The sequence below is a fragment of the Inhella gelatinilytica genome (assembly GCF_016093295.1).
GTDB lineage: Bacteria > Pseudomonadota > Gammaproteobacteria > Burkholderiales > Burkholderiaceae_C > Inhella > Inhella gelatinilytica.
Window position 1 is genome coordinate 1 of record NZ_JAEDAL010000013.1, and the last position, 26,901, is coordinate 26,901.

Below are 26,901 nucleotides of genomic sequence, written 5' to 3' on the forward strand. Positions count from 1 at the left end.
CATCCCGAACAGGACCGTGAAACACCTCAGCGCCGATGATAGTGCGGATTGCCCGTGTGAAAGTAGGACATCGTCAGGCTAATATCCCCAAAAACCCCCTCCAGCTAGCCTGGTGGGGGTTTTTGCTATTGCGGCGCCGTTAAGGCAACCAGGCCTGCTGCAATGTAGGCCTCGGGCCAGTAAAGCCACCGAACTCTCCCCTTCAGTCCACGTCGCCGGTTCGGCGGCCCGTTCGGCACCCTTCTTGGCGGACTGGGGCCCGCAATTCAGTCGTATCGATCCGGGTTAACCATCGATCTATTCACTTCCAATCTGAATAATTAAGTTCTAAAGTTCCTAGCTGTTGCACTGCGCGGGTAGGTTCATGAACATCGTCTGCATCGGCGGCGGCCCGGCCGGCCTGTATTTCGGCCTGCTGATGAAGGCCCGCCACCCCGAGCATCGCGTGCGGGTGGTGGAGCGCAACCGCCCCTACGACACTTTTGGCTGGGGTGTGGTGTTTTCCGACGCGACGATGGAGAACATGCGCCGCTGTGACGCTGAGACGGCAGATGCCATCGAGGCGCAGTTCGCGCATTGGGACGACATCGAGCTGCGCTTCAAGGGTCGGCGCATCCGCTCGGGTGGTCATGGTTTTGTGGGTATCGGGCGCAAGAAGTTGCTCAACATCCTGCAGGCACGCTGTGAGGCGCTGGGGGTGCAGCTGTGCTTTGACGCCGAAGTCGAGTCCGACCTGGCGTTCGCGGACGCCGACCTGATCATCGCCAGCGACGGCATCAATTCGCGCATTCGCAACCGCTACGCCGTCACCCTTCAGCCCGAACTGATCACCCGGCCCAACCGTTACATCTGGCTGGGCGTGAAGAAGCGTTTCGAGGCCTTCACCTTCGACTTCCAGCGCACCCCGCACGGCTGGTTTCAGGCGCACATCTACCAGTTTGATGCCGAGACCAGCACCTTCATTGTCGAGTGCCCGGAGTCCGTCTGGCTGGCCCATGGGCTGGATCGAGCTGGACCGGAGGAGTCGATCCGCTTCTGCGAGGGTTTGTTCGCCGAAACGCTTGAAGGTGCCGAACTGCTGAGCAACGCCCGCCACCTGCGTGGATCGGCCTGGTTGAACTTCCAGCGCGTGGTCTGTGGCCAGTGGTGGCTGCAGAACGAGCAGGGTGCCCACGTGGTGCTGATGGGCGACGCGGTGCACACCGCGCACTTCGCCATCGGCTCCGGCACCAAGCTGGCGATCGAGGACGCGATTGAGCTGGCCAACCAGTTCGAGCAAGCGGGCCACAGCCGGGAGCAGATCCCGGCCGTGCTGGCGCGCTATCAGGAGCGGCGCCGGGTCGAGACACTAAAGATCCAGAACGCGGCCTGGAACGCGATGGAGTGGTTCGAGGTCTGCGGCGAGCGCTACTGCGACCAGCTGGAACCCGAGCAGTTCATGTATTCGATGCTGACGCGCAGCCAGCGCATCAGCCACGAGAACCTGCGCCTGCGCGACAAGGCTTGGCTGGAGGGCTATGAGCGCTGGCTGGCGGCTCGTGGCACGCAGGCACCAGGAGTTAAAGCGGCCGAGGCCGCGCCGGGCCGCTCCCAAGCGGCCGAGACCCCCTCGGGGGGCGGGGCGTCGCGAAGCGATGCACCTGGGGGCTCTGTTGTGCCGCCGATGTTCACGCCCTACACCTTGCGCAGCGTGACGCTGAAGAACCGCGTCATCGTCTCGCCGATGGCGCAGTACATGGCCAAGGATGGCCTGGTGGGCGACTACCACCTCGTCCACCTGGGCGCCCGCGCCCTGGGCGGCGCGGCCCTGGTGATGGCCGAGATGACCTGCGTCAGCCCGGACGCCCGCATCACCCCGGCCTGCCCCGGCCTGTGGAGCGATGAGCAGGGCGCAGCTTGGGCCCGCATCGTCGACTGGGTGCACCGGCAGAGCGACGCCAAGATCGGCATGCAGCTCGGCCACGCGGGGCCCAAGGGCTCGACGTGCCGGCCCTGGGATGGCGAGGACCTGCCGCTGCCGGCCGATGGACCGGAGCCGAACTGGCCCTTGATCGCCGCCTCGGGCCAGCAATACCTGGAGGGCGTGAGCGCCTTTGCCCAGGCGATGACGCGCGCCGACATGGATCGCGTGACCGCTGACTTCGTCGCAGCCACCCGGCGCGCCGCCGCCGCTGGTTTCGACTGGCTGGAGCTGCATTGCGCCCACGGCTATCTGCTCTCCAGCTTCATCTCGCCGCTGACGAACTGGCGCTCCGATGAGTACGGCGGCGCACTGGAAAACCGCCTGCGCTACCCGCTCGAAGTCTTCGCCGCCATCCGCGCGGTCTGGCTCGAGCATTTGCCGATCTCCGTGCGCATCTCAGCCCATGACTGGGTCGAAGGCGGCATCACCCCGGCCGATGCGGTGCAGATTGCCAAGGCCTTCAAAGCCGCCGGCGCGGACCTGATCGATTGCTCCTCCGGCCAGGTTAGCAAGAAGCAGAAGCCCAGCTACGGACGCATGTTCCAGACGCCCTTTGCCGACCGCATCCGCCAGGAGGCCGGCATTCCCACCATCGCGGTGGGCGCGATCAGCGAGGCGGATCACGTCAACACCATCATCGCGGCCGGTCGGGCGGATCTGTGCGCCGTCGCCCGCCCGCACCTGGCCAATCCGGCCTGGACTCTCGCTGAGGCCGCGCGCATCGGCTTCAAGGAGCTGGCCTGGCCCAAGCCCTACCGCAGCGCCAAGCCGCAGCTTGAAGCCGGTTTTGCACGCGCCGCGGCCGGAGCAAAGCCATGACCAACCTGCACGGCCGCCATGCGGTGGTGACAGGCGCGGGCAAGGGCATCGGCGCGGCCGTTGCGCGCCGGCTGGCGGGCGAGGGCGCGCGGCTCACGCTGCTGGGCCGCCAGCTCGAACCGCTGCAGCAGCTGGCGAACGAGTTGCGGGCCCGCGCGCTGGTCTGCGATGTGAGCGACCCGCGCGCCGTCGAGGCGGCCTTCCAGGCCATCGACCCGGTGCAGATCCTCGTCAACAACGCCGGCCAGGCGCTCAGCAGCCCGTTGGAGCGCACCAGCGACGAGCTGTGGGCGCAGATGCTGGCGGTGAACCTGAGCGGCAGCTTCTACTGCCTGCGCGCCGCGCTGCCCGGCATGAAGGCGGCCGGCTGGGGCCGGGTGGTGAACGTGGCCAGCACGGCGGCGCAGCGCGGCTACGCCTATGTGGCGGCCTATGCGGCGGCCAAGCATGGCGTGCTGGGCCTGACGCGCTCGGCCGCGCTCGAGCTGGCGGGCAAGGGCATCACGGTCAACGCCGTCTGCCCCGGTTACACCGAGACCGAGCTGCTGCAGCGCTCGATCGAGAACGTGGTCGGCAAGACCGGCCGCACGGTGGAGGGCGCGCGCGCCGAGTTCGCCCGGCACAACCCGCAGGGCCGCCTGATCCAGCCCGAGGAAGTGGCCGACACCGTGGCCTGGCTGTGCAGCACGGGTGCGGCCTCCATCAACGGCCAGGCCATCTCGGTCAGCGGCGGCGAGGTGATGAATTGAAACCGGCCAAGCTTGCTGCCGTGCTTGGCGAGGAGGCGATTGGCCGCGAAGCGCGCAGTCAGCCCCAGGACCACGGCGCCGTGCGCCTGTGGCTGCGTTTGCTGAGTTGCAGCACGCAGATCGAGCAAGAAGTGCGGACCCGCCTGCGGCAGCGCTTTGCCACCACGCTGCCGCGCTTTGACTACCTGGCCCAGTTGGAGCGCCACCCCGAGGGGCTGCGCATGAAACAACTGGGCAGCTACCTGATGGTGAGCGGCGGCAATGTGACGGGCCTGACTGACCAACTGGAGGGTGAGGGGCTCGTGCAGCGCCTGCCCGACCCCGAGGACCGGCGCAGTTGGATCCTGCAACTCACGGCGCAGGGTCGGGTCCAATTTCTGGGCATGGCGGCCGAGCATGAGGCCTGGTTGATCGAACTCCTGGGCGAGTTCGAGGGCGCCAACCGTTTGTATGAACTGCTGGGGCAGCTGCGTGTGCACCTCGCCCAACTGGAGAGCAAGGCATGAACAAAGCACTCGACCCGGCCCTGGCCGCCGGTAACCGCCGCGAGTTCGCGGCCTACGCAGCGCGGCATTTCCGCTGGCAATGCGAGGGCGGCGTGGCGACGATCACGCTCAACCGCCCCGAGCGCAAGAACCCGCTGACCTTTGACAGCTATGCCGAGCTGCGCGATCTGTTCCGCAGCCTGAAGTACGCGACCGATGTGCACGCCGTGGTGCTGGCCGGCGCGGGCGAGAACTTCTGCTCCGGCGGCGATGTGCACGAAATCATCGGCCCGCTGATCGAACTGCCCGCGCCCGAACTGCTGATGTTCACGCGCATGACGGGCGATCTGGTGCTGGCCATGCGGCAGTGCCCGCAACCCATCGTGGCGGCCATCGACGGCGTGTGCGCCGGTGCCGGCGCCATCCTGGCCATGGCCTCGGACTTGCGCTTAGGTACTGCGCGCAGCAAGACCGCCTTCCTGTTCAACCGCGTGGGCCTGGCGGGCTGCGACATGGGGGCCTGCGCGCTGCTGCCGCGCCTCGTCGGACAGGGGCGCGCCAGCGAGCTGCTCTACACCGGGCGTTCGCTGGGCGGCGAGGAGGGCGAGCGCTGGGGCTTTTTCAACCGTCTGTGCGCGCCGGAAGATTTACTCGGCGAGGCGCAGGCCCTTGCGGCCCAGCTGGTGGCCGGCCCCACCTTCGCGAACGGCATCACCAAGACCATGCTGCACCAGGAGTGGGCCATGACGGTGGAGCAGGCCATCGAGGCGGAGGCGCAAGCCCAAGCCATCTGCATGCTCACGCAGGATTTCAAACGCGCCTACGAGGCCTTCGCCGCCAAGCGCAAGCCGGTGTTCGAGGGCAACTGAGATGACGCACACCGACTGGCCCTTCTTTGCGCCCACGCACCGCGAGCTGGGCAGCACGCTGGCGCAATGGGCAGCGGCCGAGCTGCAGGGCGGCCACGGGGCGGATGTGGACGCCGAGTGCCGCACGCTGGTGCGCCAACTCGGCCAAGCCGGCTGGCTGCACCACGCCGTCGCTCAAGCCGGCCGCGGCATCGACACCCGCGCCATCTGCCTGATCCGCGAAACCCTGGCCTTCCACAGCGGCTTGGCCGACTTCGCGTTCGCCATGCAAGGCCTGGGCTCCGGGGCCATCAGCCTGGACGGCACGCCCGAGCAGCAGGCGCGCTACCTGCCCCGCGTGGCGGCGGGCGAAGCGATTGCGGCGTTTGCGCTTTCCGAGCCGCAAGCCGGCTCCGACGTGGCCGCCCTGCAGTGCAGCGCCCGTCTTGACGGCGACCACTATGTGCTGGACGGCGAGAAGACCTGGATCAGCAACGGCGGCATCGCCGACTTCTACGTTGTATTTGCCCGCACCGGCGAAGCGCCCGGCGCGCGCGGCATCACCGCCTTCATCGTCGATGCCGACACGCCGGGGCTGGAAATTGCCGAGCGCATCGATGTCATTGCGCCGCACCCGCTGGCCCGGCTTCGCTTCGCAAACTGCAGCATTCCTGCCAGCCAGCGCCTGGGCGCACCCGGCCAGGGCTTCAAGCTGGCCATGCGCACGTTGGATGTGTTCCGCTGTTCGGTCGCCGCTGCCGCCCTGGGCTTCGGCCGCCGCGCCCTGCAGGAAGGCTTGGCAAGGGTCCAGAGCCGCAGCATGTTCGGCGGCCTGCTGGCCGACTTCCAGCTCACGCAAGCCAAGCTGGCCCAGATGGCACTCACGCTCGACAGCGCCGCGCTCTTGACCTACCGCGCCGCTTGGCAGCGCGACCAGGGCCGCTCCGTCACCAAAGAAGCCGCGATGGCCAAGCTGGCTGCCACCGAAGGTGCGCAGCAAGTCATCGATGCCGCGCTGCAGCTGCACGGCGGCCTCGGCGTGGTCAGCGGTCAGATGGTCGAGCGCCTGTACCGCGAGATCCGTTCGCTGCGCATTTACGAGGGCGCCAGCGAAGTGCAGCAACTCATCATCGGCCGTGAGCTGTTGAAAGGGAACTGAGCATGTCCACCGCGCACGTCGACCGCTTCGCCGCCGAGCACCTTCCGCCGCGCGAGCAATGGCCCGAGTTCCTGTTCGAGCTGCCCGATCTGCAGTTCTCCGAACAGCTGAATTGCGCCACGGAGCTGCTGGACAGGGCGATCGAGGAGAAGGGTTGGGGCGAACGCCTGTGCCTACAGGGCAGCGGCATCCGCTGGACCTACCGCGAGCTGCGCGAGCAGGCCGACCGCATCGCCCATGTGCTGGTGCGGGACATGGGCCTGGTGCCCGGCAACCGCGTGCTGCTGCGTGGCCCCAACCACCCGATGGCCGTGGCCTGCTGGTTCGGGGTGATGAAGGCGGGTGGCATTGCCGTCGCCACCATGCCCCTGCTGCGCGCCAAGGAGCTCAAGACCATGATCGAGATCGCCCAGGTCTCGCACGCGCTGTGCGATGGCCTGCTGGCGGCCGATCTGCTCGAAGCCGCCGCGGCGAGCCTGCAGCTCAAACAGATCCGCTGTTACCGCCAGGAAGGGGAGGGCGGACTGGAAGCGCTGATGGCCCGACACGACTCACCCTTCCAGAACGTGGCCACCGGCGCCGACGACACCTGCATCCTGGCGTTCACGTCGGGCACCACCGGCATCCCCAAGGCCACCATGCACTTCCACCGCGACGTGATGGCCATCTGCGCCTGCTGGCCGCCCCATGTGCTGAAGGCCCATGCCGATGACGTCTTCATGGGCAGCCCGCCGCTGGGCTTCACCTTCGGCCTGGGCGGCCTGGTGCTGTTCCCGATGAGCATCGGCGCCAGCACGGCGCTGCTGGAGAAGGCCGCGCCGCCGCAGCTGCTGGAAGGCCTGCAGCAGTACGGCGGCACCGTGCTCTTCACCGCGCCGACGAATTACCGCGTGCTGGCCCAGCACGGCGAGGCCATCCGCCAAACCCAGCTGCGCAAATGCGTCAGCGCCGGCGAGGCCCTGCCCGCCTCCACCCGGGCGCTGTGGAAGCAGGCCACCGGCATCGAGCTGATCGACGGCATCGGTGCCACCGAGCTGCTGCACATCTTCATTTCGGCCGACGAGAAGAGCGCCCGCCCTGGCGCCACCGGCAAGGCCATCCCCGGCTACCGCGCCGAGGTAGTGGATGAAGAGGGCCGCGTGCTGCCCACGGGTGAGGTGGGCAAGCTGCGTGTCAAGGGCCCCACCGGCTGCCGCTACCTGAACGACGCCCGCCAGGCCGTGTACGTCAAGGACGGCTGGAACTACACCGGCGACGCCTACTCGATGGACGCCGAAGGCTACTTTCACTACCACGCCCGTACCGACGACATGATCATCTCGGCCGGCTACAACATCGCCGCGCCCGAAGTGGAAGAGGCCTTGATGACACACCCGGCGGTGGCCGAATGCGGTGCCACCGGCGTGCCGGACGAGGAGCGTGGCCAGATCGTCAAGGCCTGCGTGGTGTTGCGCCCCGGCTTTGCGGCCGGGCCGGAGCTGGCCAAGGCCCTGCAGGAGCATGTCAAGGCCGCCGTGGCGCCGTACAAGTACCCGCGTGCTCTGGTGTTCGTGGACGCGCTGCCGCGCACCCAGACCGGCAAGCTGCAGCGTTTCAAGTTGAAGGAGCTGGCATGAACAGCAGCCCGCATCAAACCGTTTTGCCCGAAGGCTGGAAGCGACCCCGGGGGTACGCCAATGGCGTGCTGGCCCAGGGGCGGCACCTCCATGTGGCGGGGATGATTGGCTGGGATGCCCAGGAGCAGATCGTCAGCGACGATTTCCTCCCCCAGGCCTGCCAGGCCTTGGCCAATGTGCTGGCGGTTTTGGCCGCGGCGGGCGCCGGGCCGGAGCACATCGTCCGCATGACCTGGTACGTCACGGACAAGCGCGAGTACCTGGCGGCGGGGCGGGAATTGGGCGCTTGGTTCAAGGCTCACATCGGGCACTACGCCATGGCCATGAGTGCGGTCCAGGTGGTCGCCCTGATGGAAGACCGGGCCAAAGTGGAGATTGAAGTGACGGCAGTCCTCCCCGATTGAGGGTTTCCGCGGAGGGGCCACTGCACTAGCATCGCGGGAACGGGGCATCGGCCTCATTGCCTGTGGAGGTTTGACATGAAGCACTGGAACATGAGCGCGCTGGTTTTGGCGCTGGCGGTAAGCAACGCCATGGCGGCGCCATCCGATCCGCCGGTGTGTGAAGTGGCCGCCTTGATCGGCGAAGCCAAGGTGGGGAGTGCCGCGTTGGCGGTGGGCCATGGCTTGCGGGTCGGCGATGAGATTCAAACGCAGGCCAAGTCCCGACTCCGGCTGCGCTGCATGGACGGTTCATCTCTGGTGCTGGCCGAGAACAGCCACATGCGCATTGAGTCTTTCAACACCGAAGGCATGGAGCGCAAGGAGGCTCGCTTTTTCCTGCGCTTGGGCTTGGTGGGCCAAAAGGTCAGTGCGGGCGGTGCTTGGACGATGCGCACACCCAGCGCCGTTACGGCCGTGCGGGGCACGGAGTTTGCGGTCGATGTCCCGGAAGAGGGCAAGACCTCGGTGCTGATGCAAAGCGGCAGCGTGGATGTGCAACCCGCTACGGCCAAGACCCGGTCCATTGTGGCCGCGCTTCCGGTGGTGGCGCTGGCCGGCCTGCTGGGGACCGATTGCAGCAGTGAGAAAGGCTGTGGCCAAGCCGCCACGTGGGGTGAAGCACGGGTCAAGGCCCTGCTCGATCGCCTGAGCGGCGTTTGACAGGCGGCAGTTCGGTGGCCGCCCCGGGTTCTCTGTCCCTGCGTCAGCGCTATGGCTACTGGCTGATCGCCCTGTTGTCCGCCGCCTTGGCGATCGGTCTTTGGAGCCAGCGGGCTGACACCTTGCTCGAGCGGCTGGACCGCATGACCCTGGACCTGCAGATGCAAGTTCGGGGGCGGATCGAGCCCGGAACGGTGGACCCTGTGGCCTTGGTGGCCATTGACGACAAAACCCTGCAGACCCTGGGTGGAAGCGGTCCGGACCGGGCCCGTCATGCCGAGTTGCTGCAGAAGCTGCGGGCCGCCGGTGCGCGGGCCGTGGTGGTCGACATCCTGATGCCGGAGACCGGGGATAAAGCGGCTGATGTCGCGCTGGCCGCGGAGTTGCAGTCGGCGGCCATGCCCGTTGCCATGGTCATGGCACTCCCGCACGACAGCCTCATGCAGGCGGGCGCCCCGGTGGACGTCCTGCTGGGGCACGCTTTCATGCGCGCCAAGGCGGATTCGGTGGCCGCCGAGGCGGTTGCCATGAAACCCAAAGCGCTGGTGGCCCCCGCTTCAGACTTGGCGCAGGCCACCTCGCTGCTCGGCCACGTCAGCGCCCGGCGCAGCCCCGATGGCACCTTGCGGTACGACCTCCCCGCGTTGCAGTGGCAGGGCGAGTGGTTTCCCTCGGTGGCCCTGCGCGTCGCGGGCTGGGCCAAGCGCCTGGACTGGGGGCAAGCGGAATTTGTGGCTGGCGAGGCCATTCGCTGGGGCAATTGGGAGGTCCCCTTGGATGCGGCCTCCCGCCAGTGGGTGAATTACTACGGGCGGGAACAGCAACTGCCAACCTTCAGCTACGTGGATGTGCTCGAAGGCAAGGTGGGGGCGCAACAACTTAAAGGCCGTCTTGTTGTGCTGGGCGCTACCGCGCTGGGCACAGGGGACGTTGTGCCGTCCCCTTTTGACTCGGCGCTGCCAGGGATGGAGCGGCTGGGCACGGTGATCGACAACTTGCTGACGGGCCGGAACCTTCGGGTCGCGAAGGAGGGGCCGCTGATCGAATTGGCGGCCATGCTGGGGCTGCCCTTTGCAGTTGCCTGGGCGTTCAGTGTTTGGTCGGGCCGTCGCTCGCTGGCCGTCGTGGCGCTGTCCGTTGTCGTGCTCTTGACCTTGGCGCAGTGGGACTTCGTACAAAACCACCGCTTCCTTTCACTCGCTTTTCCCTTGCTGGCAGTGCTGACGGCGGTCGTGGGCTCCACGATGCTGCGGGGTCATGCTGAGCGCCTCCGCAAGGAGGCGGCGATGCAAGCCTTGCGGCTGAGCGAGGAGCGGTATGCGCTGGCCGCGCAAGGGGCCAACGATGGGCTGTGGGATTGGGACATCGCGGCGGGTGCGGTGCACTTGAGCGAGCGCTGGTTCCACCTCATGGGGCAGAACCCCACGGCTGGCGCCACCATGGACGCCTTTACCGCGACCGCAGATGCGGGGGCCAAGTCGTCTTTTGAGGCGGCCTTGCAAGAGCACCTCAAGGGCCGCAGCCTGCAGTTGCACCACGTGCTGCAATTTCGCGAGGGCGAACAAGAACGGGCCCTGTTGGTGCGCGGGATGGCCACGCGCGACGACAAGGGGCAGCCTCTGCGAATGGCGGGCTCGTTGACCGACATTTCGGACACGCTTCGCTTGCAGCGGCAGTTGGTTCACGATGCCTTGCACGATCGTCTGACGGGGCTGGACAACCGAGCGCTGTTCATCGAGCGTCTCGAGCAGTTGGTGGACAGCAATGTGGCGGTTGGTGTTGTCCTGTTGGGGGTGGATGGCTTCCGTGCGCTCAATGAAGCGGAGGGCAGCGTGGTCGGCGACGGGGTGCTGCGCCAGATTGCCAAGCGGCTGAACCGGCGCGGGGGGGTTATCCAGTCGGTGGCGCGCATGGGCCCCGATGTATTCGGGGTGGCCTTTGTTGCCGAACTCACGTCCAGTGGCCTAGACCGTGAGCGAACGCCGGTGTGGGTGAAGAGCCAATTGGACGAGCCCATTCAAGTCAGCGGCAAAACCCTGCCCATTCAAGCCACCGTTGGCTGGGCCCACAAGAGCCAAGGCCCGCGTGATGCCGCTGACTTGCTGGCCTGCGCCGAAATGGCGCTGGCACTGGGCAAAGCCCGTCAACGGGGCCAAATTCGGGCTTACGACCCCACCGACCAGTTGCTGGAAAACAGCCGCCGCTGGTTGCATGAGAACCTTAGCCAAGCACTCACTCAGCAGCAGTTCCGCATGTACTACCAGCCCTTGGTGCGGCTGGAGGACCGGAAGCTGCTCGGCTTTGAAGCACTCATTCGCTGGATTCACCCCGAGCGGGGTTTCATCATGCCGGGCGATTTCATCCCCTACGCCGAAGAGAGCGGGCAAATCGTACCCATGGGCCAGTGGACCCTGCTGGCCGTGGCTGAGCAGCTGCGGGAGTGGGACGCCATGGGGTTTGATGGCGAAATCGCCGTTAACCTGTCCAGCCGCCAATTTGTCGAAGGCGATTTGCAAGCCGATGCACGGGCGACCATCGAGCGGCTGAACGGCTTGGATCCGCACCGTCTCAAGCTGGAGGTCACCGAGAGCATGGCCATGGCCAACCCGGCCCAAACGGCTGAGGCGCTACAGGACCTCGCCAAGATGGGGTTCAAGATCTCTATTGATGACTTTGGGACAGGTTACTCCTCGCTGGCGTATCTGCACCAATTCCCGTTTGACACGCTCAAGATCGACCGCAGCTTCGTCATGCGCCTGCACGCGGGTCGGGATGCGGTGGAAATCGTTCGCACCATCGTGGGTCTTGTCAAAGCCCTGGGCAAACAAGCCCTGGCAGAGGGCGTCGAAGAAGAGCGGCAGGCCCAGCTCTTGCACGAGTTGGGGGTGCACATTGGCCAAGGCTGGCTCTTTGGCAAGGCCCTGCCGGTGGACGAGGCCCGCGCCATGATCGAGCGGCAGTTGAGGGATGGGCGGGTTTGACCTTGTCGAACGGACGGCGCGCCTGAAATTAGGCCGCCCCATTGAGTCGCATTCACCAATGAAGGGCCTAGCCGCCTGTCGATAAGCGCGGGCCGTTTGTCTTCATCCCATTCCCGCGCAGGGGCGCCCGTTCAACAATGCACCCAACCCAGAGAAGGACTATTCCGTCATGAAGCAAGCCAACAGGGGTCTCCCGCATTCGAGTCGCAAGGGGCGGGGTTTCACGCTCATCGAACTGCTGGTTACGGTAGTGATCATTGGCATCTTGGCGACTGTGGCCTACCCTAGCTTCTTGCAGCAGGTTCGCAAGAGTCGTCGTTCGGACGCGGTGGACGCGGCGGCCAAAGTCTTGCAGGCCCAAGAGCGTTATCGGGGAACGAATACAGCCTACGCCACCGGTTTTACTGGTTTGGCAACGTTTGGCGCGACATCGACCAGTGCTGGCGGGTATTACTCCTTGACCCTCAGTGGGGCGACAGCGACCGGATACACCGTCACTCTTGCGGGGCAAGGTAGCCAAGCTTCGGACTCAGGTTGTACCTCATTGTCGATGGCCGTCACAAACGGAAATGCGACGTATACCCCCTCAACCTGTTGGAGTCGGTGATGACGCGGGCTGGACGTGGTTTTACGCTGCCAGAAGTGTTGGTCACGATCGCAGTGATCGCCATCTTGGCGTTAGTCGTTATGCCTAATTTGCTTTCCCTGATTGCAAAGGCTCGGGTAGAGGGTGTGGCCTCTGAACTCCGCACGGATTTGCAGTACGCGAAGGCCGAGGCGATTCGCCTGCGCCGTGATGTGACCGTGGCGGTGGCGAGTGGAGGAGGTTCTTACACCCTTAGTTATGTTGATGATGCGGGAGTAACACAAGTTGCAAAGTCGGTATCCCTGCCCAGCAATACGACGCTTTCCGCTTCGGGAATGATCGTTTTTGAGCGTCTCCGAGGCCAAGCAACATCGACCGGCGAAGTAACCGTCACAAACCCGAGCGCCGGTGGTTCACTGAAGGTTTCCGTTAATGCGGTTGGAACACCGACTACCTGTGCGGTTAGCGGTAGTTTCTATGGTGTAACTACGTCCTGTCCGACTGTGTCGCCCTCTGCCTGATGGATGATGCGAATGAATATTCAAGCTTTACATTTGTCAAGGCCGCAACTCCAGAGAGGTGTTTCTCTTGTTGAGTTACTGGTGGGGGTGACCGCTGGCTTGTTCGTTATGGTTGGTGCCCTGTCTCTGTTTGCGACTAGCGTGCAAAACACGCGCCGCATGGTGGCGGAAAGCAGGGTACAACAAGACTTGCGGAATATTGCTGATGTGGTGACTAGAGACCTGAGGCGGGGTGGATATTGGCAGAATGCACCTGCGGGAACTGTCGCAACTGGTGCCGGTACTACAGTTACAGTGGCTAATGTTTATTCGCCGATATCGGCGACGGAATCCTCGGCGGCAGGTGGATTTTCTTACGCGTACTCGAAGGATGCGGACAATACACTGGCCACAGGCGAGTCATTTGGGTTTTCAATCAGTGACGGCGTACTAAGCATGCAAACGGCGAGCGGTGTTTCATATCCACTTAATGATGCAGCCTATACGACGGTTACGGCTTTTTCTGTGGAGGAGCCTGATGCCATGGCGGCCGGCATATGGCTGGGTTATCGATGCGAAACCGTGAAGAGCGTGGCAACTCCGGGCGCGCCGTATATTTTTGTGCGTCAGTACAATTTATCGATTACAGCCCAGTCGGCGCTGGACAGTTCTATTGTTCGAACTCTGGAAACGACGGTCCGGGTAAGGAACAATCGTCTGACGGGCAACTGTGATTGAGGGGGTAATTGTGAAAAGTCGCCAATTTCAGCGCGGGGTCGGAGCACTTTCTGCTTCAGTCCTCTTGCTCCTGATCATGACGGTTGTTGTGTTTTATGCCAACCGTAACGTTATATTCGAGCAAAGATCTGCGATTTCTCAGGCGCGCAATACACAGGCTTTTGAGGTTGCCGAGGCCGGAATGGAGTGGGTCATCGGCATGCTCAATACACCCACGGAGGTGGATGGCAACTGTGTTGCGAATTCCTCGGGCACAAGGTTCCGAGTGACTTATCTGGCCCCCAATATCACAACGTTTGCACCCACCAATGGTGTCCCTGGTTGCAAGATGATCAACGGGGCTTGGTCGTGCAAATGCCCCAGTGGGACTTCAACTAATTTGAGTGCCACGAGTGGGCCAAGCTTTACTGCTAGTTTCGCGGCGGTTGCTGGCTATACCAATGTGGTTCAAGTGACGGTTACGGGTTGCACTGAAAATACTGGTACAGGGGTGTGCGCTGCGACTGGTACGGGGGCGCCAGATGGAACGGCGGTGATTACGGCTCAATTAAAGGTGAGTCCGTTGCTTCCGGCTCGTGCTCCAGCGCCGATTGTTTGTGGTGGCAACTGCGCCATTGGCGGCTCTTTTTCTGTTATCAATCAATCGGTTGAGACAAATGGTATTTTGGTGAACGCAGGTGGCACTATCACGAGTGGCAATGGGACCAGTTACACAACACTGCCAGGCCAACCCGCCCAAAATGCCCTGGTTGGTAGTGACTCCTCGCTTTCAAGTTTGGCCAGTTCCGACGCAACTTGTTCCAACTCGAGCATGTTCCGTACCTTCTTTGGAACTACCATAGAGGAATACAAAAACCAACCGCAGGTTAAAACAATTAGTTGCGGTTCTGCAAATGATTGCTCTAGTCAGATTCAAACGGCTTATGCTGCTGGTGACAGGAATTTTTACTTTTCCAGCGATGTGCATTTGAGTGGTAATGTCACGCTGAATAACGTAAGCAATCCTGTTGTTTTTGTTACACCCAATGGTCTAACCATTAATGGTAATTGGACTATTTACGGTGTGATTTTTTCAAACTCTTCTGATTTCAATGATATCGGAACGGGTAATTCTTCGATATATGGTGCCATTGTTAGTTGCAATGCCTATAACAATAATGGCAACGGATTGGTCAGTTACAATGAAGATGTCTTTGGTAACATAAATATATTGGGTGGTACGTTGGTGAAAATTCCTGGTAGTTGGAAGGACTGGAATTGATAATTTCGGGCAAAAGGGGAACAGAAATGATCGAATATCGATTCAAGCAGGCTGGTTTTACCCTGATTGAGGCTTTGGTGGCGCTAATGGTGGTGGCATTTGGAATGCTTTCCATTGCTGGCATGCAAATGACGCTGGCTCGCAATGGGGAGGTCGCGCGGCAACGCAGCGAAGCCACTCGTCTCGCTGAAGAGAAAATGGAGGAGTTGCGTTCCTTTAATTCAATTGAAACCGGGGTTGGATTGGTTGCCTGGGATTCTATTGCTAGTGGTAGCGGGACTCTGGCGGTTGGAAATTCAACTTACACACGCTCATGGACAGTGGGCGGCTCGATTGCTGATCCTAAGCGGAATGTTGCGGTGACTGTCAGTTGGGCGGATCGCTCGGGTAATACAACAGGCAATTCTGTAACTTTGAATTCCGTCATTGCGAAGATTGACCCTGCGCTTGAGGGTGCGCTTGGGTTTCCACTGATCGGAAACGGAACGATTAAGCGTCCGAAAAATCGCAACCTTAACATTCCTATTCAGGCGACGCCGCTTGATGCTGAAAGGTCGGTTATACAGATAGCCGGTTGGTCGGCTGTTTTTAGTAACGACACGGGCTGGGTTATAAAGTACTGTGCGGGGTCGGTTAATCTGTCTAATGTTGATCAGTGCACAAATGTTAATGCCTATATTTTGGCTGGTTATCTATCTGAATATTCAAGTGGGAATGGAAATAACAATAATTCTGGTTCCTTGTCGGCGGCCACTGCTGTTAATTTGAGTGGTCTTACAGGAACCAATTCGCATGCTGCGGCATCTGGGGATGAGCCTGCAAATTGTCAGTTTGGCAATGCGGTTGATCAAAATACCGGTTCAACTATTTCTGGTTATAAATACTATATCTGTGTTATACAGGTCCCGACGTCAACCTCCACCTATGGAGGCATTTTTAGGTTCGCCGGTTCAACATTGGCCAGTGGTGGCAGTTTTAGAATTTGTCGGGTTCAGTATGTTGCCGGCCCCAATGCCAATAGTCGCAATGTGCAGCCCTATGCTGGCGTCAACGAGTCTTTGGACCAGCAAAACTATTTGATTACGTCCGGAAATAGCTGCCCGAGCAGTACCACGGTGGCGACCTTTCCTATTCATCAGAACTGCACAACGAGCAACTCCAATCGAGCAGCTGACTGCCCCGCAGCCGCAGATTTCTGAGTCCATTGTCGTCTTGGGGCTCAAATGCTCGGTTTGATCCCCATTTGTTTGAGCAGCGCCCCGCCATCCGGCGGGCGCCCTCGAAACGCCACGAAACTCTCCATCGCTGGTCGCGACCCGCCTCGGCTCAGGATTTCGCCGACAAAGCGTTGACCGACATCGGGGTTAAACACCCCCTCGTCCTCGAAGGCGGTCCAGCAGTCGGCGCTGAGCACTTCGGCCCATAAGTAGCTGTAGTAGCCTGCCGCATAGCCGCCCGCGAAGATGTGGCTGAAACTGTGGGGGAAACGTGCGTAGGCTGGCGGCGTGAAGACGGCCACCTCTTGCCGAACTTGGTCGAGTACGCTGAGCGGGGGCTCTTCGAGCGCCGTTTGATGCAGGTGCAGGTCAAAGCTTGCGTATTCGACTTGTTTGAGAAGCTGCCAAGCCGACAAGTGGTTCTTGGCGGCGAGGAGGGCGTCGTACATTGAGCGGGGCATGGCTTCGCCAGTAACGACGTGGCGGCTCAGGCGCTCAATGACGGGCCATTCCCAGGCTAGGTTTTCCATGAACTGACTGGGCAGTTCCACGGCATCCCACTCAACGCCATCGATCCCCGCCACCCCGTGGGCATTCACTTCGGTCAGCAGGTGATGGAGCCCGTGCCCCCACTCATGGAGCAAGGTTTGGACGTCCTCGTGGGTGAGCAGGCTGGGTTTGCCATCGACGCCGGGGGCGAAGTTGCAGACCAGGTGTGCCACCGGTAGCTGGAGCTGACCCGTGTCGGGGCGGCGCCAGCGGCCGCGGACGTCGTCCATCCAGGCGCCCGGCCGTTTACCGGGGCGTGCCAGCAGGTCGAGGTACACATGGCCAACGGTTTTCCCTCCTCGACTCAGCGCCCAAACTTCCACACTGGCGTGCCAAACGCTCGTTTCGATGCGCTGGAGTTGTAGGCCGAAGAGATCCCCGAGCAAGGAAAACCAACCGCTCAAGACTTGGGGCAAGGTGAAATACTCGCGCACCCGTTGTGCATCCAGTGCAAAGCGCTGGGCTTTCAAGGATTCGCTGACGTAGGCAAGGTCCCAAGCTTCGAGGCGGTCCAGGCCCAAGTGATGGGCATGGTCTCGCAGCGCCTGCAGGTCATGCTCGGCATGGGGCCGAGCCTGGAGGGCCAGGTCGCTCAAGAATTGCAGGGCTGCTGCTGGTGTGCCGGCCATTTTGGGCACCAGCGAAAGTGCGGCGTAGTGGGGTAGGCCGAGCAGTGTGGCTTCCTCGTGGCGCAGTGCGCGCAACTCCTGAATGAGCAGGCTGTTGTCCAGGGGGTCGGGCCCCCATTCGCTGGCGCGAGTCACCAGCGCCTTGTAAACGGCTTCGCGAAGAGCCCGGTCGTGCGCAAATTGCAGCACGGGGCCTTGGCAGGGGGCGTGGAGGGTGAGTTTGGCCTCGCCGGCCCGGCCTTCGGCCTTTGCGAGGGCCAAGGCGTGCTCACGCACATCGGCAGGGACACCAGCCAGGCGGGTGGGTTCGACCCACAACACCGTCTGGTCGGTGGCGTCCATCACGTGCTCGGAGAACGCCTGGCTGCGCTCGCTGAGCTGGTTCTGTACCTCGGTGAAGCGAGCCTTGGCCTCGCCTTCGAGGGCAGCCCCTGATAGTTCAAAACCCTGGATGGCCAGGTGCAGTGCCCGGGCCTGTGCCGGGTCGCTGGGCGGGTGCAGGCGTTGGATGCGCTTGTAGCGGGCGTAGAGCGCCTCATCGGCCCCCAAATCGGCGTAGAACTCGCTGACCCCCGGCAGTTGGGCGTTGTAAGCGGCTCGGAGTTCCGGCGTGTCGGCCACCCCATTCAGGTGGCCGACCACGCCCCAAGCCAGCCCCAAGGCATCGAGGGCTACATCGAGCTCGCGTTCCAAGGCCGCCAAATCGTCGGGGAAGTCCGGTGCGGTCACCCGCGCCAGAGCAGCGCGAGCGCGACTCAGGCACTCGGTGATGGCCGGCTCGATGTGCTCGGGTCGGACCGCGGCAAAGTCGGGCAGGTGGGAGGGCGAGAGCAGAGGGTTGGTCATCACGCCGGGCTTTCGATCAAGTCGAAGCGCGACGCTGTGCGGCTTCCAGCGTGTTTTGCAGCAGCATGGTGATGGTCATGGGGCCCACACCGCCCGGCACGGGGGTGATCCAGCCGGCCACGTCCTTGACGGCGTCAAAGTCGACGTCACCACAGAGCTTGCCGTCGGGCAGGCGGTTGATGCCCACGTCCAACACCACGGCTCCTGGCTTGACCATGTCGGCCGTGACAAAGCGGGGCCGGCCAACAGCCGCCACCAGAATGTCGGCTTGCCGGGCCAACTCGGCCAGGTTGGGCGTGGCACTGTGGCAAATGGTGACCGTGGCGCTGGCCTGAAGCAGCAGCAGGGCCATGGGTTTGCCCACGATGTTGGAGCGGCCAATCACCACGGCGTGCTTGCCGCGCGGGTTGCAGCCGATGTCCTCCAGCATCTTCATGCAGCCGTAGGGCGTGCAGGGCTTGAAGCCGGGTTGGCCCACCATGAGCGCGCCGGCGCTGGCGATGTGAAACCCATCGACATCCTTTTCGGGGGCAATGGTCTCGATGACCAAGTCGGCATTCAGGTGCTTGGGCAGGGGCAGTTGCACCAGGATGCCGTGCACGCTGGGGTCGGCATTGAGCTCTTGGATGCGCGCCAGCAGGGCGGCTTCGCTCATGTCCGCTGGGTGACGTTCCAGGCGGGACGCCATGCCGATGGCTTCGCAGGCTTTGACCTTGTTGCGCACATAGACCTGACTGGCCGGGTCCTCGCCCACCAACAGTACGGTGAGCCCCGGCGTGTGGCCTTGGGCGGCAAGCGCGGCGACTTCGGTGGCCATGTGAGCACGCAATTTGGCAGCCAAGGCATTGCCATCGATCGGTTGGGCGGTCATGAATGGGCTCCTTTCAGAAACGAAAAAGGCCGCTCGGGTGAGCGGCCTTGCATGCAGCGTGGAATCAAGCCTTGGCGGTTTGAGCGCCCAGTGCGATTTTGAGCAGGTCGGCCACGGTGTTGGCGTTGAGCTTCTCCATGATGTTGGCGCGGTGCGCTTCCACCGTTTTGATGGAGATGCCCAGGTCGTCGGCGATCTGTTTGTTCAAGCGGCCCGCGACGATGCGCTCCAGAACCTGGGCTTCACGGCCGGTCAGGCGTGACAGCAAGGCGTCGCGGCTCGCGGCCTCTTGGTGGCTGGCGAACGAGCTGCGGGCCTGTTCCAGCATCTTTTCGACCAGGGCGACCAGGGACTCTTCCTTGAAGGGCTTTTCGATGAAGTCGATGGCGCCCTTTTTCATGGTCTGCACCGCCATGGGCACGTCGCCGTGGCCGGTGATGAAGGCCATGGGCAGGGGGCTCTTGCGGTCGATCAGCTTGTCCTGCAACTCCAGGCCACTCATGCCATCCATGCGAATGTCGCAAATCAGACAGGCCACTTCCCGGGGATCGAAGCGCGCCAGAAAGGACTCGGCCGAGTCAAAACATTTGACGCGGTAGTCTTTGCCCTCCAGCAGCCATTGCAGGGAATCACGCACGGCTTCGTCGTCGTCCACGACGAAGACATTGCCCTTCTTGGGAATCAAACTCATGGTGGGGAGGCGTTAAAGGTTCGACACAGTCAAGGCGCAGTCCGCAAGTCCACCGGAATGGTGAAGGCAAAGCGGCACCCGGAAATCAGCTCACCATTGTAGAGATTCTCGGCCCGTAGACGTCCTTGATGACTCTCAATGATGGACCGGCATAACCCTAGGCCAATTCCCATGCCATCGGGTTTCGTGGAGAAAAAGGCCTCAAAGATTCGCCCGATGACATCGTCGGGCAAGCCGGGCCCCGTGTCTTGCACCGTGAACTCGATGGTGCCGCCTTGGTCCGGCATGTGGCGTGGCATGACGCGCAACTCAATGTGGCGGCGCGAGGGTGGGAGCTTGGCGCCGTCAATGGCCTCCGCAGCGTTCTTCAGCAGGTTGAGCAGCACCTGCTCAATCAAGATGGGGTCCACCAGCATGCCGGGCAGGTGTTGGGCCACATAGACATTCAGTTGAACATTGCGACGGCGCAGTTCAATGGAAGCCAGCTCCACCGCGTCTTCCACAATGTCGGCCGCTTGAGCCACCAGTCGCTGCGGTTCGCTGCGCTTGACGAAGGATCGGATGCGGTGGATGACCTGACCGGCTCGCTGGGCCTGCTTGCTGGTCTTTTCGAGGGCGGCCAGCAGATCATCCTTGGCGATGTTGTCGCCCCGTACGCGACTGATCATGCCGTTGCAATAGTTGGTGATGGCCGTCAGCGGCTGGTTCAGCTCGTGGGCCACGGACGATGCCATCTCCCCCATCGTGATCAAGCGGCTGGTCACCTGGGCCTTGGCGGCTTGCGCTTCGGCCTGCTGCTCGGCTTGGCGGCGGGCGGTGATGTCGGTGGCGATGAGCATCTGGGCCAAGCGGCCGTCGGTCCACTGAAGGTAGCGGGTGCGCACATCAAACCAGCGCTCCAGGCTCTCGACGTACACCTCGCGGGGCGTGGTGCCTGCGCCTTCGGTCAGGGGCTGGGCGGGGAGGCCGCTGAACTCGTCAACGGATTCATCCTCTTCCAGATCGGCCAGCGAGGGGCCATCCGTGGGCGGGTCGGCCAGCAGGGTGTGGCCGGCCTCTTCGGCGCCGAACCACAGGCGATAGCTGCGATTGGCGAACAGCAATTCCTGTTCTGGAATGGACAACACGGACACCGCGGCGTCCAGGCCTTCCAGCACGGTGGTGAAGCGCTCGTGGGAGGCGGAGAGCTGATCCCGGACTCGCTTGGCCTCCGTGATGTTGGTGACCGAAGTCATCCACCCCGCTTGTTTTCCTTTGGCGTCCACCAGGGGGCTGACATACATACGGGCGTCGAACACCGAGCCATCTTTGCGCATCACCTTCACTTCGATGCCGCCGCTGGGACTGCGCCCTTGCATTTCTTGCTCCAAGAGCCGCTGGTTCTCCTCCAGTCGATCCTTGGGCCAATAAGGGAACGGGGGCTGTCGGCCCAGAAGTTCCGCCTCGGAGAAACCGGTCATGGCGCAGAACGCCGGGTTGACGTAGGAGATGCGTGAGTCCATGTCCAGCGCTCGCATGCCCGTGAGCATCGAGTTCTCCATGGCGCGGCGGAAATTGGTCTCCGCCAAAAGTGCGTTCTGAATGTGCAAACGGCGGCGCATGTGGCGCCAGGTGCCCAGCAGCATCCAGACGGTCAGGATGGACAGCGCCACCACCATCCAGAACAGGGTGTTGGAGATGAGGCCAATGCTGGTGCGGTAGCCTTGGCCCCGGAGGCTTAGTCCGTTCAACGCCGGGGCCAGCGGCACTTCATGCAGGATGGCTGATCGGTTGTTGCCGGTGCCCGGCATGGGGGTGACTGTGCTGGCCACGGGCATGTCCTGTGCGTCCATCACGGTGATGGAGTGGCGGGTCGCCACTTCATAGGGGACGTAGTACCGCAGCAAGGACTCGATGCCGTATTCGGCGATCAAGACGCCGGTAAACCCGTTGCGGTCGATCAAGGGAACTTGGACCTGAAACACGAGGTTCCCAATCGCATCGGCAAAAGCGCTGGTGTACAGGGGCTGGCGTCGATCCCGCACGGCATGAAAGGTCTGGTCGGCCGCATTGCCCGCCTGGGGCATGGAGGGGTCGTCGGAGCCCGGCGTCATCAAACTCGGTGCCTGAAAGCCCGAACTGGCGACCGAGGCGCGGCGCTCGCGCCGGTGGGTCAACCACGTGATGTGGCGCACTTCGGGGCGTTCGCGCGCGAACGCGCTGGCTTGGGCGCTGAACTCGTAGGTGTCGATCGCGCGGGTGACGATTTCGCGGGCGATGCGGGCCAGTTGCTCTTGGTTCTCGATCAATCGCAGGCGAAGCTGCTGCTGGGCGATTTCCGTGTCGCGCTTGACCGCCTCGGTTTCGCGTTCGATTTCTTCGTTCCGCAGGTACCAAAACGCCAGCACGATGGTCGCTAAAAAGAGCAGGACCGTCAGCAACGGCCCCAGGGTGGCAAAGCGGTCTTGTCTCGCGGGCGACTGGCGTCGCCACCAACGCGCCGCGGCAGCGAGGGTGGGGCGAAAAAAAGAGAGGACGGCTTGGGTCCATTGCGAGCGAGCAGGCATGCCGTGATTATGGATTTGGCGTCAAAGTTTCACACTATGAAATGCAATGTCGTAATTTGGAAGTAACTCGGGACTTGTGGCAAACTGCGGCCGCTTGAGTACTGACTCTAAAACGGAGCCCCCATGTCTTGTTTGCCCAATGAGAGCCTGGCCGTACGCGCCAACGACGCTGATCCGCGCGAGACCCAGGAATGGTTGGATGCCCTGAAGGCTGTGATCGGTGAGGAAGGCGGCGATCGCGCTCACTTCATCTTGGAGGCCTTGATTGACGAGGCGCGTCAAGCGGGCATTGACGTGCCCTTCAGTGCCAACACGGCCTACTTGAATACGATCCCGGCGGACCAAGAGGCGCGCTGCCCGGGCAACATCGAGATCGAAAAGCGCCTGCGCGCCTACATGCGCTGGAACGCCATGGCCATGGTGGTGCGGGCCAACCGCCTGAACCCCGCCGACGGTGGCGATTTGGGCGGCCATATCGGCTCCTTTGCCTCGCTGGCTTCGATGCTGGGCGCGGGCTTCAACCACTTCTGGCACGCCGAGAGTGAGAACCACGGCGGCGACCTGCTCTACATCCAGGGCCACAGCGCCCCCGGCATTTACGCGCGAGCCTTCCTGGAAGGCCGCCTGAGCGAGGCCCAACTGGACAGTTTCCGGCAAGAGGTGGATGGCAAGGGCCTCTCCAGCTACCCCCACCCCAAGCTGATGCCCGAGTTCTGGCAGTTCCCCACCGTCAGCATGGGCCTGGGCCCGCTGATGGCGATTTACCAGGCACGCTTCCTGAAATACCTGCACGCCCGCGGCATTGCTGACACGGCCAACCGCAAGGTCTGGGCCTTCATGGGCGATGGCGAGATGGACGAGCCGGAGTCTTTGGGCGCCATCGGCCTGGCCGCCCGCGAAGGCCTGGACAACCTGGTCTTTGTCATCAACTGCAACCTGCAGCGCCTGGACGGCCCGGTGCGCGGCAACGGCAAGATCATCCAGGAGCTGGAAGGCGAGTTCCGCGGCAGTGGCTGGAACGTCATCAAGCTGGTCTGGGGCAAGGGATGGGACGAGCTCTTGGCCCGCGACAAGAGCGGCAAGCTCAAGCAGCTGATGATGGAAACCGTGGACGGCGACTACCAGGCCATGAAGGCCAACGACGGGGCCTACGTCCGCAAGCACTTCTTCGGCAAGTACCCCGAGACCGCCAAGCTCGTCGAGCACATGAGCGACGAGGAGATCTTTGATCTGCGTCGCGGGGGGCACCAGCCCGAGAAGGTCTATGCCGCGTTCCACAAGGCCCACCACAACACGACGGGGCAGCCCACGCTACTGTTGGTCAAGACCGTCAAGGGTTACGGCATGGGCAAGGCGGGGGAGGGCAAGAACACCGTCCACCAGACCAAGAAGCTGACCGACGCGGACATCAAATACATCCGCGACCGCTTTGGCATCCCCATCCCCGACAGCGAGCTGCCCAAGCTGCCGTACTACAAGCCAGCCGATGACACGCCGGAAATGCGCTACCTGCACGAGCGCCGGCAGGCGCTGGGGGGCTACCTGCCCAAGCGCCGCGTCAAGGCCGACGAGACCATTCCCGTGCCGTCGCTGTCGGCGTTCAGCGCCGTGCTGGAGGCCACGCCGGAGGGCCGGGAAATCTCCACCACTCAGGCCTATGTGCGCTGCCTGACCGCGCTGCTGCGCGACAAGGAGCTGGGCCCACGCGTCGTGCCCATCCTGGTGGACGAAGCCCGCACCTTTGGCATGGAGGGCCTGTTCCGTCAGATCGGCATCTACAACCCCAAAGGCCAGCTCTACACACCGGTCGACAAGGACCAGGTGATGTACTACCGCGAGGACAAGGCGGGCCAGATCTTGCAGGAAGGCATCAACGAGGCCGGCGGCATGGCCAGCTGGATTGCTGCAGCGACCTCGTACTCCACGAACAACCGCGTCATGGTGCCGTTCTACATCTACTACTCGATGTTCGGCTTCCAGCGCATTGGGGACTTGGCCTGGGCAGCGGGTGACATGCAGGCGCGAGGCTTCCTGCTCGGCGGCACCAGCGGCCGCACCACGCTGAATGGTGAAGGCTTGCAGCACGAGGATGGCCACAGCCACATCCTGGCCGGCACCATTCCGAACTGCATCTCCTACGACCCGACCTTTGCCCACGAGGTGGCGGTGATCCTGCACAACGGCCTGGAGCGCATGGTCGGCAAGCAGGAGAACGTGTTCTTCTACCTGACCCTGCTGAACGAGAACTACGCCATGCCGGGCCTGCGGGAGGGCACGGAGGCCGAGATCCTCAAGGGGATGTACCTGCTGCAGCCAGCCGCCGAGGCGCCGTTGGAGGTCAACCTGTTGGGCAGCGGCACCATCCTGCGCGAATCCATGGCAGCCAAAGAGCTCCTGGAGGCGGACTGGGGCGTGGGCGCCAACGTGTGGAGCTGCCCGAGCTTCAACGAACTGGCCCGTGACGGCCAGGACGCCGACCGCTGGAACTTGCTGCACCCCACCGAGACGCCACGCGTGCCCTTTGTGGCGCAGCAGTTGGGCAAGACCGCTGGCCCGGTGGTGGCGTCAACCGACTACATGAAGGCCTACGCCGAGCAGATCCGAGCCTTCATCCCCGCCGGCCGGGGCTACAAGGTTTTGGGGACGGACGGATTTGGCCGCAGTGACTTCCGCAGCAAGCTGCGCCAGCACTTCGAGATCAACCGCCACTACATCGTGGTCGCCGCGCTCAAGAGCCTGGCCGATGAAGGCAAGCTGCCCCTGACCCAGGTGGCTGAGGCCATCGCGAAGTACGGCATTGCTGCAGACAAGATCAACCCGCTCTACGCCTAAGGAACCCACGGTATGGCATTGGTGGAAGTCAAAGTCCCAGACATTGGGGACTTCAAAGACGTCGCGATCATCGAAGTGCTGGTTCAAGTGGGCGACACGATTCGCCCCGAACAAAGCCTGATCACGGTCGAAAGCGACAAGGCCTCGATGGAGATCCCGGCCAGCCACGGTGGCGTGGTGAAGGCGCTGAAGGTCAAGCTGGGCGACAAACTCAACATCGGCGACCTCATCCTTGAAGTCGAGACGGGCGAGGGCGGCGCTGCCGCTCCCGCGCCGGTTGCTGCGCCGGCCACTGCCCCAGCCCCCGCGGGGGTGACCGCCCCTGTGGCTGCACCCGCTGCCGCCCCGGCGTCGGCACCTGCTGCGCCCGCAGCGCCAGCCGGGGTGGCCGCGCCAGCGAACAACCCGACGGCGGCTGCGTCCGGCCTGCCCCACGCCTCGCCCAGCGTGCGCAAATTCGCCCGGGAGCTCGGCGTGCCGCTGGCCGAGGTCAAGGGCTCGGGCCCCAAGGGCCGCATCACGCATGAGGATGTGCAATCCTTTGTGGGGGCCGTCATGGCCGGCACGGCGCAAACACAAGCCATCGCCGCCAAGGCGCCGACCGCCGCGGGTGCGGGTGGCGGGCTGTCGGTGCTGGCCTGGCCCCAGGTGGATTTCGCCAAGTTCGGCAGCGTGGAACGCAAGCCGCTGTCGCGCATCAAGAAGATTTCGGGCGCCAACCTGCACCGCAACTGGGTGGTCATTCCGCACGTGACCAACCACGACGAGGCCGACATCACCGAATTGGAAGCCTTCCGCGTGCAGATGAACAAGGAGCACGAGAAGTCGGGCGTCAAGTTCACCATGCTCGCCTTCCTGATCAAGGCCTGCGTGGCGGCCTTGAAGAAGTTCCCCGAGTTCAACGCCTCGCTGGACGGCGATGAGTTGGTGCTCAAAAAGTACTTCCACATCGGCTTCGCGGCGGACACACCCAATGGCCTGGTGGTGCCCGTGATCAAGGACGCCGACCAAAAGGGCGTGGCGCAGATCGCCAAAGAGATGAGCGAGCTCGCCGCCAAAGCGCGCGACGGCAAGCTCAGCCCCGCCGACATGAGTGGCGGCTGCTTCTCGATCTCGTCCCTCGGCGGCATCGGCGGCACCTATTTCACGCCCATCATCAATGCGCCGGAAGTGGCCATCTTGGGCGTGTGCAAGAGCTTCATGAAGCCGGTGTGGAATGGCAAAGAATTTGAACCGCGCCTGACCCTGCCGCTGTCGCTCAGTTGGGACCACCGCGTGATCGACGGCGCGGCCGCGGCGCGCTTCAACGCCTATTTGGGCGCCATCCTGGCGGACTTCCGCCGCGTCTTGATTTGACCCCCACGGCCCCGCTTGTTGGCGGGGCCTGCCCCAGTACTTTGGCTATGGGGCGCGTTGCGGCTTGGGGCGGCCCTGCGCTCGCAACGGTTGCGCTAACGAGGAAAGAACATGACAACGATTGAGTTGCGCGTCCCCGACATCGGCGACTTCAAAGACGTCGCCATCATCGAGATCCTGGTCAAGCCCGGTGACACCGTGGCCGCCGACCAGAGCCTGATCACGGTCGAGAGCGACAAGGCCTCGATGGAAATCCCGGCCACCAGCGCCGGGGTGATTCAGGCGCTCAAGGTCAAACTCGGCGACAAGATCAACCAAGGCGACCTCATCGCCCTGGTGGAGGGGTCCGCCGCGGCCTCCGCTGCGGTGGCGGCACCGGCTCCGATCGCTCCAGCGCCCGCAACGCCCGCAGCTCCGCCTGCAGCCGCGGTACCGGTAGCCGCCCCCATCGCCACCGCCATCCACACCGGCGGTGCTGACCTCGACTGCGAAGTCCTGGTCCTGGGCGGCGGCCCGGGCGGTTATTCGGCCGCTTTCCGCGCCGCCGACCTCGGAC

At 63.3% G+C, this 26,901-nt stretch carries 21 protein-coding genes; 17 read left to right on the forward strand and 4 right to left on the reverse strand.

From position 1 onward, the window contains the following. Nucleotides 1–364: 364 nt before the first annotated feature. The 14 genes from I7X43_RS15965 to I7X43_RS16030 all read left to right on the forward strand — a co-directional run bounded on the left by I7X43_RS15965 (nt 365) and on the right by I7X43_RS16030 (nt 16,007). Nucleotides 365–2,782, forward strand: coding sequence for a bifunctional salicylyl-CoA 5-hydroxylase/oxidoreductase (locus tag I7X43_RS15965; RefSeq protein ID WP_198101954.1), 2,418 nt, complete (start codon nt 365–367; stop codon nt 2,780–2,782). Next, nucleotides 2,779–3,531 carry an SDR family NAD(P)-dependent oxidoreductase gene (locus I7X43_RS15970; protein WP_198101955.1) on the forward strand — a complete coding sequence of 251 codons (753 nt, stop codon included), beginning with the start codon at nt 2,779–2,781 and terminating at the stop codon, nt 3,529–3,531. Before I7X43_RS15965 ends, I7X43_RS15970 begins: the two co-directional genes overlap by 4 nt. After that, complete coding sequence (locus I7X43_RS15975) at nt 3,528–4,037, forward strand: MarR family winged helix-turn-helix transcriptional regulator (protein WP_198101956.1); 510 nt, start codon at nt 3,528–3,530, stop codon at nt 4,035–4,037. Before I7X43_RS15970 ends, I7X43_RS15975 begins: the two co-directional genes overlap by 4 nt. Next, on the forward strand, nt 4,034–4,885 hold the full coding sequence (locus I7X43_RS15980) for an enoyl-CoA hydratase family protein (RefSeq protein ID WP_198101957.1): 852 nt from the start codon (nt 4,034–4,036) through the stop codon (nt 4,883–4,885). The genes I7X43_RS15975 and I7X43_RS15980 overlap by 4 nt, the downstream gene beginning before the upstream one ends. Nucleotide 4,886: 1 nt before the next feature. Further along, the gene (locus I7X43_RS15985) at nt 4,887–6,023 is read left to right on the forward strand and encodes an acyl-CoA dehydrogenase family protein (RefSeq protein WP_198101958.1); all 1,137 of its coding nucleotides are present in this window, start codon (nt 4,887–4,889) and stop codon (nt 6,021–6,023) included. 2 nt (nt 6,024–6,025) lie between these two features. Then, nucleotides 6,026–7,639, forward strand: coding sequence for an AMP-binding protein (locus I7X43_RS15990; protein WP_198101959.1), 1,614 nt, complete (start codon nt 6,026–6,028; stop codon nt 7,637–7,639). Then, nucleotides 7,636–8,043, forward strand: a complete 408-nt coding sequence (locus tag I7X43_RS15995) for a RidA family protein (RefSeq protein ID WP_198101960.1) — start codon at nt 7,636–7,638, stop codon at nt 8,041–8,043. The genes I7X43_RS15990 and I7X43_RS15995 overlap by 4 nt, the downstream gene beginning before the upstream one ends. 75 nt (nt 8,044–8,118) lie before the next feature. Then, nucleotides 8,119–8,742: a FecR family protein gene (locus I7X43_RS16000; protein ID WP_198101961.1), complete on the forward strand. Its 624-nt coding sequence runs from the start codon at nt 8,119–8,121 to the stop codon at nt 8,740–8,742. A gap of 14 nt (nt 8,743–8,756) precedes the next feature. Further along, a complete protein-coding gene (locus tag I7X43_RS16005; protein ID WP_198101962.1) occupies nt 8,757–11,723 on the forward strand; it encodes an EAL domain-containing protein in 2,967 nt (988 codons plus the stop codon). 169 nt (nt 11,724–11,892) lie between these two features. Next, nucleotides 11,893–12,330, forward strand: coding sequence for a type IV pilin protein (locus I7X43_RS16645; protein ID WP_198101963.1), 438 nt, complete (start codon nt 11,893–11,895; stop codon nt 12,328–12,330). Continuing rightward, nucleotides 12,330–12,830: a GspH/FimT family pseudopilin gene (locus tag I7X43_RS16015; RefSeq protein ID WP_198101964.1), complete on the forward strand. Its 501-nt coding sequence runs from the start codon at nt 12,330–12,332 to the stop codon at nt 12,828–12,830. The genes I7X43_RS16645 and I7X43_RS16015 overlap by 1 nt, the downstream gene beginning before the upstream one ends. Nucleotides 12,831–12,842: 12 nt before the next feature. Next, nucleotides 12,843–13,547, forward strand: a complete 705-nt coding sequence (locus tag I7X43_RS16020) for a PilW family protein (RefSeq protein WP_198101965.1) — start codon at nt 12,843–12,845, stop codon at nt 13,545–13,547. A 10-nt stretch (nt 13,548–13,557) separates the two neighbouring features. Next, a complete protein-coding gene (locus I7X43_RS16025; RefSeq protein ID WP_375140401.1) occupies nt 13,558–14,808 on the forward strand; it encodes a PilX N-terminal domain-containing pilus assembly protein in 1,251 nt (416 codons plus the stop codon). 26 nt (nt 14,809–14,834) lie between these two features. Then, nucleotides 14,835–16,007, forward strand: a complete 1,173-nt coding sequence (locus tag I7X43_RS16030; RefSeq protein ID WP_198101967.1) for a prepilin-type N-terminal cleavage/methylation domain-containing protein — start codon at nt 14,835–14,837, stop codon at nt 16,005–16,007. Between the two features lie 20 nt (nt 16,008–16,027). On the opposite strand, the gene I7X43_RS16035 is transcribed toward I7X43_RS16030, so the two are convergent. From I7X43_RS16035 to I7X43_RS16050, 4 genes are all read right to left on the reverse strand, one after another. Continuing rightward, a complete protein-coding gene (locus I7X43_RS16035) occupies nt 16,028–18,049 on the reverse strand; it encodes a M3 family metallopeptidase (RefSeq protein WP_198101968.1) in 2,022 nt (673 codons plus the stop codon). Between the two features lie 16 nt (nt 18,050–18,065). Continuing rightward, nucleotides 18,066–18,920, reverse strand: a complete 855-nt coding sequence (folD, locus tag I7X43_RS16040; RefSeq protein WP_198101969.1) for a bifunctional methylenetetrahydrofolate dehydrogenase/methenyltetrahydrofolate cyclohydrolase FolD — start codon at nt 18,918–18,920, stop codon at nt 18,066–18,068. 64 nt (nt 18,921–18,984) lie between these two features. Further along, on the reverse strand, nt 18,985–19,611 hold the full coding sequence (locus I7X43_RS16045) for a response regulator transcription factor (protein WP_198101970.1): 627 nt from the start codon (nt 19,609–19,611) through the stop codon (nt 18,985–18,987). Between the two features lie 29 nt (nt 19,612–19,640). After that, nucleotides 19,641–22,157 carry a PAS domain-containing sensor histidine kinase gene (locus I7X43_RS16050; protein WP_198101971.1) on the reverse strand — a complete coding sequence of 839 codons (2,517 nt, stop codon included), beginning with the start codon at nt 22,155–22,157 and terminating at the stop codon, nt 19,641–19,643. Between the two features lie 123 nt (nt 22,158–22,280). On the opposite strand from I7X43_RS16050, the gene aceE reads away from it, so the two are divergent. The 3 genes from aceE to I7X43_RS16065 form a co-directional block, all read left to right on the forward strand. Continuing rightward, a complete protein-coding gene (gene aceE / locus I7X43_RS16055) occupies nt 22,281–24,989 on the forward strand; it encodes a pyruvate dehydrogenase (acetyl-transferring), homodimeric type (protein WP_198101972.1) in 2,709 nt (902 codons plus the stop codon). Between the two features lie 12 nt (nt 24,990–25,001). Further along, on the forward strand, nt 25,002–26,345 hold the full coding sequence (gene aceF / locus I7X43_RS16060; protein WP_198101973.1) for a dihydrolipoyllysine-residue acetyltransferase: 1,344 nt from the start codon (nt 25,002–25,004) through the stop codon (nt 26,343–26,345). A 111-nt stretch (nt 26,346–26,456) separates the two neighbouring features. Further along, nucleotides 26,457–26,901, forward strand: a 445-nt coding sequence (locus I7X43_RS16065) for a biotin/lipoyl-containing protein (RefSeq protein WP_310737589.1), incomplete at its 3' end; no start/stop codon positions are given.